Genomic DNA, 7,210 nt, shown 5'->3' with positions numbered 1-7,210 from the left:
GGAGCGAGGGGCTGGGGGTCCGGAGCTCACCGGCCGGGGGGACCTGCTGCGCCGCTGGTCACGCACTCAGCCGAGCAGGCCGGAGAGCCCGGTGCCCTTGAAGGAACCCCAGCCGGTCACCTGGTCGTACCCGGTCCCGGCACTGAAGCCGGTCGTGCCGTGCAGGGTGTTGTTGCCCGAGGTCACGTCGTGGAACCCGGTGCCGTACGAGGAACCGTTGCCGATCGAGTAGAACTTCGGGTTCAGGTTGCCCAGACCACCGCCGTGCACCTGGTTCTGCAGCGTCGCGAAGGCCGCCCACAGCGGAGCCGCACCCGACGTGCCGCCGACCGTTCCCCAGCTGCCCGCGCTGTAGATGTAGTACCCCGAGGTCGGTGAGGCGTCCGCGGACACGTCCGGCACCTTGCGGTAGGTCGTGCTCTGCGAGGACTGCCACGACGGCGCCGTGAACACCGTCGAGATGCCGCCGCCGGTCGAGCCGCCGCTGTTGCCGTCGTTCCAGGTCACTTCGCTGCTGTAGCCGTTGGCCGACGTCACGCTCAGCTTCGTCCCGCCGACGCCGGTCACGTTCGGGCTCGACGCCGGGAAGTCGACGCCCTTGGCCGCCGAGCCCGTCTGGCGGTAGCAGTCGGTCGTGCCGTCGTCCCCGGCCGCCGCGAAGTACGAAATGCCTTCCGCGGTGCCGGTCGCGATCGCGCTGCTGACGCTCTTCGCCGCGCTCGAACCTTCAGCCGCTTCGCAGGCGCCCCAGGAGATCGAGACGACGTTGACCTTCGCGTCCGAGGCGATCTTCTGGTACATCGCCAGTTCGCCGGCGCTCGAGTTCGGTGCCTCGTAGACGTAGTCGTTGGCCGCCGCGGCCAGCGCGTGCACGACCTCGATGTCGAGCTCGACCTCGATCTGGCCGTCGCCCGGCGACGAGTCGTAGTTCGCGCCGCTGACGCCGACCGTCGTCACCGTGCCCGCGGACAGGCCGTACGTGCTGTCGTACTTGGTGATGTTGGACTTCTGGTAGCCGTCGAACTCGACGAAGCCGACGTTCACGCCGCGGCCGGTCGCGGACAGGCCGCTGGTGCCGTACGCGGTCTTGAGCACCGGCGGGGTGACGGACTTGACGACGTTGGGCTGGGCCAGCGGCTTCGCCGAGTGCGTGCGCACCGCGTGGTCGTCGAGGCCGACGACACCGGCCACGACGTCCGAGACGCTCGCCGGCACGGCCGGGACGGCGTCGTTGGCGAAGAAGTCCCGCCCGGACGCCTGGTCGTGGTAGGTCCCGATCCGGGTGCGGAAGGCCGACTCCAGCTGCGCCGCCGAGCCGGTGAACGTGACGGCCTGCCGGTTGCCGGAAACCTCGATCCCGCTCAGCCCGGCTTTCCCGAGAAATGAGACGGCCTTGTCGACATCGGCTTGGGTCGGGCCGAACCTGGCATTGAACTGTGCCGGGGTCAGGAACCGGTGGTATTGCGGCGAAGCGGGATTCTGTACATCGGCGAGGAACTTTTCCAGCGCCTGCTGGTTGTGCAGTTTCAGCGAGAGCGCGGCGGTGATCGGCCGGTCGGCCGGGACGTCACCGGTGCGCGCGCTGTTGATCAGCTGCGCGGCGTTGTCGGCCAGCGTGACCAGGGGTTCCGACGCCGCGGCGGCCGGGACGGCCACGGCGAGGCCGAGCAACGCCGGCAGCGGCACAGCGGCCGCGACGAGCTTGCGCAAGCGCATGGGGAATTTCCTCTCGGCGGTGGGGACCGGGCCTGCGCGGAATGCTCGCCGCAGGTTGCCGAGAAGCATAAGAAGCCGCGATCACGCCGAGGAACCTACTTTTGGCCGATCTTCGACGGATCCCATTTTCATTTTCCGATACGTTTACCTTTGGCTGATCATTCGATTATCGTCCGGAATGTCCGAGACGGTCGACGCGGTCGACGATCTCCCGAGCGTCGGCATTGCCGGAGAACCGGCGGGCGGCCGCCGAAAGCGAGTGCAGCCGCTGCCGCACCCGTGGCGACCGCAGCGCGCCGGCCAGCTCGACGGCCTCCTCCCCGACCGTGATGGCGATGTCGAGGTCCCCGTCCAGCGCGTGCACGGTGGCCAGCCAGATCAACGTCAGCGAGCGGCTGCGCGTCATGCCCCGCTGGTACCCCTCGATCGCCTCGGCGAGGGCGGGGATGCCGTCGCGGCCGTGGCGGACGTCGACCATCTGCGCCAGTTCGCCGTGCACCGTCCCGACCATCGCGGCCATGTCGGTGGGGCCGAAGAACGCCGCCCACGGCGACGGTTCGCGGCCCTCGGCCTCCGCGAACTCCTGGCGGGCGCGGCGCAGGTAGGTCAGCGCGCCGGTGACGTCGGCCTTCCGGGCGTGCGCCCACGCCTGGTTGGCCGACAGGATCGCCTGCGCGAGCTTGGAGTGGGCCGAGACGGCCGCCTCGCGGCCCCGCGCGAACTCGACCAGCGCCGCGTCGACCGCGTCGTAGTGCAGGTGCAGCCGCCCGACGCGGTACCGGATGTTGGCCTGCAGGTCGTCGTTCCCGGCCTCGACGGCCAGCTCCAGCGCCCGCGCGAACGCCTCCAGCGCGGCGGCCGGACGGTCCTGGTCGAAGTTGGTCCAGCCGGCCAGGTTGTAGAGGTCGGCGACGGCGGTGTAGAGCCGCGCCTGGACCACGGTCTTCGCCTCGCCGTCCAGCAGGGCCACGGCCGCGGGCAACCGCGACTCCACGGCCGCCCGGCACGAACCGCCGCCGTACCGGTAGTCCAGCGCCCTCAGCTCGGCGACGCTGTCTTCGAGCTGCCGCACGTCGGCGAGACCCACGCGCGTACCGCTCCGTTCGTCCCGCCCGTCACTGCCGGCCATGGCAGCCCTCCGTCCGTAGAGAGCTGCCGATCGGGCAGCCCCGCTCATTCCCCTCCCGGCCAGGCCGGAGCCCGCTCCTTCGAGGGACTGGCACCGGGCAGCACCCCGGTGGCGGTCAGCACCACACCCGTGGCGGTTTCCGCGATCTTGACGACGGCCAGCAGCCCGGTCAGGGCGAGGGAACCGCCGAGCCCCAGTTTCGCGAAATCGTCTTCGGAGGTTCCGGTTCCGCGTTGGCGCGGTATCGCGCTGGTCACGATTCGGCCTTCCGGCTCGCCGCGGCCGCGCCCGGGCGGCTTCCGCGGGGAATCAGCCGTCCCCAGGTGACGGAAATCCACCTGATCGTCGGCATCCTGGTTTCCTGTTGTCCTCGCAACGAGTTCTCGAACTGAATACGCGCGCACACGGCGCCGCCTCCCGCACTGCAGATCGATTCCTTGAAGATCGGCCGGATCGCGAAATGCGGGACAACCGTAGCCAGCCGATCACCGTAAAATCAGCCACCAACCAGGTCAAAGCTGGAAATGCTCGTGCAGCGGCACGCGCAACGCCCGGCGCGACACTGCACGCGGCGGATGCAATTTCGCATGCCGGTTCACGATTGCCGCGGGCACGCGAAAACAACGGAAGAAATCGTTCTACTCCGCCGATCCTGCGCGAGAACGGCGTAGTCGATCAGGATTTGACGAGCTCGACCCAGGTTTGCACGGCCGCGGCGTCCACCGGCGCCTGCCAGCCACCCGGCCGCACCGCGCTGCCGACGTGGAATCCGCGCACGCCGCCCGCGCGCAGGAGGTGCACCTGCTGGGCACGCAGACCGCCGCCCACCAGCAGCTCCGGGCCGCCGTCGCGCTGCGCGAGCCGCTGCAGCACCGAAAGGCCGCTGCCCACGCCGTTCGGGTGACCGGCGGCGAGCACGGTGTCACACCCGAGCGAGGCCAGCTGGTCGTAGGCGCGCACCGGGTCGCGCGTGCGGTCGATGGCGCGGTGGAACGTCCACGGCAGGCCGTCGACCTCCTTGATCAGCGCCTCGCAGGCGTCGACGTCGATCTCGCTGTCGACGTTGAGGAAGCCGAAGACGAATTCCCGCGCGCCCGCGTCGATCAGCCTGCCGGTGTCCGCGCGCAGCCCTTCCAGGTCGCCGACGGCGAAGGAACCGTTGTCCCGCAGCATGACCCGCACCGGGAGGTCGGTCGCCGAAAGCACGTCGCGCAGCGTCTCGACCGACGGCGTCAGGCCGTCCTGCGCCATGTCCGCAACCAGTTCGAGGCGGTCGGCCCCGCCCGCCTGCGCGCTTTCGGCGTCCGCCGCGTCCAGCGCGATCACTTCCAGCAGGGGCGTCTTCGAGCTCATGCCTCAATCCGTTTCACTGGTTCCGGGTGTCGTCCCCCCTCGCATGCCGCCCTCGCCGGAAGCCGCCTTGAAGGCTCGTCATCCGCTCGCGCACCGCTTCCGGGGAAAGAGAGAGTATCGGCCGCTGTTCCGGCACCGCTCCCGGGCTGGCCGCGGAATCCAGCGGCTGCAGGAACGGCCAGGTGTCCTCGGCACCGTCCTCCTGCTCCAGTTCGGCGGGGGTCGGCCACTCGTAAGCGGGCTCGACCGCGGCGGGCGGCGCGACCGGCGTCAGCCGCGGTTCGGTGTCCTCGTCGTCCGGCCTCGGCTCGCCGATTTCCCGCAGAAGCGGTGAGTCGACGGGCTCGGGGGCGAAGCTTCCGCCGGAAATCGGCGCCTCGGCCGGGGTTTCCCGGGAAAGCGGCGCTTCCCGCGATGGCAGGGGCGGAGTCTCCCGGGCAGGCAGCAGCGGCGGAGCTGGAGCTTCCCGGGCAGGCAACGGCGGGGCCGGAGCTTCCCGCGATGGCAGCAGCGGCGGGGGCGCGGCTTCCCGGGACGGCAGCGGAGGTGGCGGGGCGGCGAGCGCGTGCCGAGGCTGGGGCTCGGCCGGACGTGGCTGGGGTTCGGGCGGCCGCGGCGCCTCGGCGACCGGGAGCGGCTCCGCGGGCTTCCGCGGCTGTTCGGGCGCGGCGGAGGCGTCGAACCAGCGGGACAGGACGTCGCGGTAGGCGGGCATCCGCTCGGTCGGGGCGTCGAGGTCCAGGTGGGCCTCGTCGTCCACGGTCGGCCACTCCGGCGCGTGGTCGCGGGCCACCACCGGGGCCCGGCGCGGCGGGCCGGCCTCGATCGACGGCGGCGACAGCTCTTCCGGCTCCGGCTCGGGTTCCGGCTCCGGCGGCGTCAGCGGGGCGAGCGGTGCCAGCAGCTCCGGTTCCGGAACGGCGGCCGGCTCGGCGGGCGGCGGTGGCGCCGGCATCGGCGGCAGCTCGACGATCAGCGCCGCCGGCACCAGCACGGTCGCGACCAGCCCGGAGTCCGCGCCCGCGCTCAGGCTGACGTCGATGTGGTGGCGGGTGGCCAGCGTCGCGACGACGAACAGGCCCATCCGGCGCGACACCTCGACGTCGACGTCCGGCGGGTGCGCGAGCCGCGCGTTGGTGCGGTCGATCTCCGCCTGCGGCATGCCGGCCCCGTGGTCGACGATCTCGATCTGCCAGTCGCCGTCGTGGGTTTCGGCGCTCGCCACGGTGACCATCTCGTCGCCGGAGTAGCGCGTGGCGTTCTCCAGCAGCTCCGAAACGACGTGCACGAGGTCGTTGACGGCCTCGCCGCGGACCGCGACCTGCGGCGCCGGCCCGAGCTCGATCCGCTGGTAGTGCTCGACCTCCGAGAGCGCGGCGCCGATGATCTCGTCGGCCGGCACCGGGCCGGCGTCCTCGCGCGCGGAGTCGTTGCCGGACAGGACCAGCAGGTTCTCGCTGTTGCGCCGCATCCGCGTCGCCAGGTGGTCGAGCTCGAACAGCCCGGCGAGGGTGTCCGGGTCCTGCTCGTCGGCCTCCATCCGGTCGAGCACCGAAAGCTGCCGCTCGACGAGGTCCTGGCTGCGCTGCGAGAGGTTGACGAACATCGCGTTGACGTTCTCGCGCAGCATCGCCTGCTCGCCGGCGAGCCGGACGGCCTCGCCGTGCACCGCGTCGAACGCGCGCGCCACCTGGCCGAGTTCTTCGCGGGTGAACACCGGCACGGGCGCGACGGCGAGCCGTTTCCGCAGGTTCTCCGGGGCGGGCTCGGGATCGGTGAGCAGGTTCTGCACGGCCGCGGGCAGCCGGTGCTCGGCCACTTCCAGCGCCGTCCGGCGGAGAATCCGCAAGGGGCGCAACAGGGACCGCGCGATGACCACCGACAGCACGCCGGCGACGAGCAGGACGCCGAGGACGACACCGCCGTCCCACAGCGCGGCCGTCCGTGCTTGCGCCGCAAGGGCGTCCGTGCGTTCCTGCAACTGGACCAGCAGTGCCTGCTGCACCTGGTGGGCGAGGTTCACCGTGTGCGTCGCCGAAGTGTCCCACTGGTTCGGGTCGAGACCCGAGAGGTTCTGGCCGTTTTCGGTGCGGGTGAGCGCGGATTCGACCATGTCGTTGCCGATGTCGACGACCAGGCCGATCACCGTGTCGTCGAACATCCGCTGCTGGTCGGGGGTGGCGAAGGTGCGGTAGTCGCTGTGCGCGGCGGCCAGTTCGGCTTCCGCGCCGAGCAGCGCGCGCGTGCGGTCGCGGTTGAGGGTGCCCGACGCCAGCGCCTCGGCCATCACCGCCCGCTTGACCGACATCTGGTCCTTGATCCGGGCGAGGGCGTTGCCCGCCAGCCGCATCCGCGCGAGTTCCGGGTCGGCGACGTCGGCCGCGGCGGAGTCGCTGATGTCGAGCAGGCCGGAGATCAGCTCGCTGTAGGAGCGCAGCACGGCGTCGGCGGGGAAGGCCGAATGCTCCGCGGAAAACCGCAGGCCACCGAGGACGCGCAGCCGGTCGTCGGTCTGCTGCAGGCTTTCCGCGGCCTTCGCGTCGAGCCGCGGCTTGCTTTCCGCGAGCGTCCGTTCGAACGTGCCGATGCCCTTGTCGACGCGGGTGCGCTGGGCGGTGAGGTCCGCGGTGTCGCCCTGCCGGTTCTGGGCGACGAAGCGCACGGTGAGGTCGCGCTCGCGCTGCAGCTCGTGCAAGGCTTCGGCGACCGTGCTGTCGACCCGGCCGCGCGTGGCGAACTCGGCGAGCTGCCGGGCGTCGCGCAGGTCGGAGCTGATCCGCAGGCCGACGAGCGCGATCACGGCCAGCGCCGGGATGAGGAGGACGGCGAAGAGCTTCGTGCCGAGACGCCAGTTCCGCAGCCGCCAGCGGCCACCCGCCGGACGCGGATCCGCCGCGTCGCCGCCCTTGCGGGGACGCTTGTCGCGACGGGTCACCTGGTTTCCTTTTCCGCCGCGGGCGGGAACCCGCGGATCGAACGACACTCGAACCTACTGAACGGTAGCCCGCCCCA

The 7,210-nt window shown here is 71.5% G+C and carries 5 protein-coding genes; all 5 read right to left on the bottom strand.

Annotation, left to right across the window (positions count from 1 at the left end; translation table 11 throughout):
- Nucleotides 1-66: 66 nt before the first annotated feature.
- On the bottom strand, nucleotides 67-1,716 hold the full coding sequence (locus tag ACWDN5_RS24340; protein ID WP_449677880.1) for a S53 family peptidase: 1,650 nt from the start codon (nucleotides 1,714-1,716) through the stop codon (nucleotides 67-69).
- A 166-nt stretch (nucleotides 1,717-1,882) separates the two neighbouring features.
- On the bottom strand, nucleotides 1,883-2,845 hold the full coding sequence (locus ACWDN5_RS24335; protein WP_449677879.1) for a hypothetical protein: 963 nt from the start codon (nucleotides 2,843-2,845) through the stop codon (nucleotides 1,883-1,885).
- A gap of 44 nt (nucleotides 2,846-2,889) precedes the next feature.
- Entirely contained in the window at nucleotides 2,890-3,102 is a 213-nt protein-coding gene (locus ACWDN5_RS24330; RefSeq protein ID WP_310968743.1) for a hypothetical protein, read from the bottom strand.
- A 418-nt stretch (nucleotides 3,103-3,520) separates the two neighbouring features.
- Nucleotides 3,521-4,198: a copper homeostasis protein CutC gene (locus tag ACWDN5_RS24325; RefSeq protein ID WP_449677878.1), complete on the bottom strand. Its 678-nt coding sequence runs from the start codon at nucleotides 4,196-4,198 to the stop codon at nucleotides 3,521-3,523.
- 13 nt (nucleotides 4,199-4,211) lie between these two features.
- A complete protein-coding gene (locus tag ACWDN5_RS24320; RefSeq protein WP_449677877.1) occupies nucleotides 4,212-7,133 on the bottom strand; it encodes a nitrate- and nitrite sensing domain-containing protein in 2,922 nt (973 codons plus the stop codon).
- Nucleotides 7,134-7,210: the final 77 nt, after the last annotated feature.

It is taken from the genome of Amycolatopsis sp. NPDC003731 (genome assembly GCF_053586895.1).
Note: the sequence above shows the minus strand (reverse complement) of the source record. Positions and strands in the feature narration are given on the sequence as shown.

What these genes read in the sequence shown, in the direction of transcription:
- ACWDN5_RS24340 (WP_449677880.1), bottom strand. Translation starts at nt 1,716, where the DNA reads ATGCGCTTGCGCAAGCTCGTCGCGGCCGCTGTGCCGCTGCCGGCGTTG.
- ACWDN5_RS24335 (WP_449677879.1), bottom strand. Translation starts at nt 2,845, where the DNA reads ATGGCCGGCAGTGACGGGCGGGACGAACGGAGCGGTACGCGCGTGGGT.
- ACWDN5_RS24325 (WP_449677878.1), bottom strand. Translation starts at nt 4,198, where the DNA reads ATGAGCTCGAAGACGCCCCTGCTGGAAGTGATCGCGCTGGACGCGGCG.